The following is a 1,394-nucleotide window of genomic DNA, read 5'->3' on the forward strand; positions in this document are numbered from 1 at the left end:
TGTTGATCGAGCGCTATAACTGCTAAGGACTTAGCGGGTGATTCGGCGCTGGTTCTTGCTTTAAAGCAAAGAAATCAACCGAGTGTTGTTATATATATTAATACTATCTTTCAATCGGCTCTTGATAAGGATATTAAGCGGGGTATTCTCACTGATGCTCTAGAAAACCTATTAACAGTGGGGGATCTTGAAGCGGTAAGTCTGTATAGTAATAGTATTCTAGAGTCTAGCTTGGATAATGTTGATAAAGCTAATCTGCTGCTTGATGCGGTGGCTTGCCTGTCGAAAATAAGTGATCATAGTGCGCTAGCAGCGTATCTCAAGGAGTTAAGAGGGATAGATCTTTCTATAGGCGATGATCAACAAAAAAAATAGCCATAGAAGCGCTTACCCGAGCAGGGATTATAGAGGCGCAAAAGCACACTCAGGATGGTGAAAAAATTAAAAATTTTCAAAGTCTTTTGGATGTGTTCTCTCGCAATAGCTCAGTTGAAATTTTAAAGTGTGCTGTGGGTGTTGCGTCCAAACATAGACATTCTTTTACTTTCCACTCCAAAACTAACGCATGGAAAGCGGGGGAAATTTACTTTGAAACGGCAAGAAATGTTGCGGCAATTACAGATGAGGAATGGCGTGATGCGCTTTATCAAAGGGGTAGTCCCGCTGGCTTAGGGCAGTCACCTTTTTTATTTCTTTTGCAGTCATCAGCTGAGCGTACTGAAGCTGCAAAAGCAATGGAGCGGCCTGATGCTGCTAGGAGCCAAAAGTAAGGCAAGTGCAGAAGTGCATTGGCACTTTGTCGTTTGAGGTAAGTTCAAACGACTGGGCTGAGCTACTCCAGTTGGGTTATGTTAAATATTTTTTGATAATATAGATGAGGTCGGTGGCAGCTTCCTGCTGGTCAGTAGACGCTTCTGTGGGGTTGATGACGTGTTCATTAATATGCCCTTCCATAAGCTCAGCCATTAGGCTGTTAATGGCGCCACGACAGGAAGTAATCGTGTGAAGAATCTTTGTACAGTCGTCTTTATTCTCAAGTAAGCGAATAATACCATCCACTTGACCGCGGATACGTTTAGCTCGATTCAGTAGCTTTTTCTGTTGGTGTTGTGTGTGCATATGGCTCTCTCTATACCTTATTCGGGTATAGTATAATAACTGCTCTTGCTTAGACAAGATGAGCGCAAATATGCTTATTCGATATAGTCGTCATCATCATCGTGCTGATGGCGATTTTTTCTTGATGGGTGTTGTTCATGATCAGACTGTGAACGCCTTTCTGCTGGTGGTCTGATTGTTCTTCGAGACGGCCGCTGGTGATAGGAAGGTTTGAAGTCATCATCTTCATAGTCCGGCTGGTTCTCCTGACTTGGACGATCGCTGCGAGCCATGGA

The 1,394-nt window shown here is 43.4% G+C and carries 4 protein-coding genes; 2 read left to right on the top strand and 2 right to left on the bottom strand.

Annotated elements, in window-relative coordinates:
• Window positions 1-177 precede the first annotated feature (177 nt).
• Window positions 178-375: a hypothetical protein gene (locus tag C200_RS12190; protein ID WP_016212326.1), complete on the top strand. Its 198-nt coding sequence runs from the start codon at window positions 178-180 to the stop codon at window positions 373-375.
• Between the two features lie 92 nt (window positions 376-467).
• Entirely contained in the window at window positions 468-770 is a 303-nt protein-coding gene (locus tag C200_RS12195; RefSeq protein ID WP_016212324.1) for a hypothetical protein, read from the top strand.
• Window positions 771-846: 76 nt separating this feature from the next.
• Here the strand turns inward: C200_RS12195 and C200_RS12200 are convergent, their stop codons facing one another.
• The gene (locus tag C200_RS12200; RefSeq protein WP_016212323.1) at window positions 847-1,119 is read right to left on the bottom strand and encodes a metal/formaldehyde-sensitive transcriptional repressor; all 273 of its coding nucleotides are present in this window, start codon (window positions 1,117-1,119) and stop codon (window positions 847-849) included.
• Between the two features lie 74 nt (window positions 1,120-1,193).
• Window positions 1,194-1,394: hypothetical protein (locus C200_RS15835; protein ID WP_162180156.1), on the bottom strand; the 201-nt coding region annotated here is incomplete at its 5' end.

Source organism: Piscirickettsia salmonis LF-89 = ATCC VR-1361, assembly GCF_000297215.2.
In the GTDB taxonomy this organism is placed as follows: Bacteria; Pseudomonadota; Gammaproteobacteria; order Piscirickettsiales; family Piscirickettsiaceae; genus Piscirickettsia; species Piscirickettsia salmonis.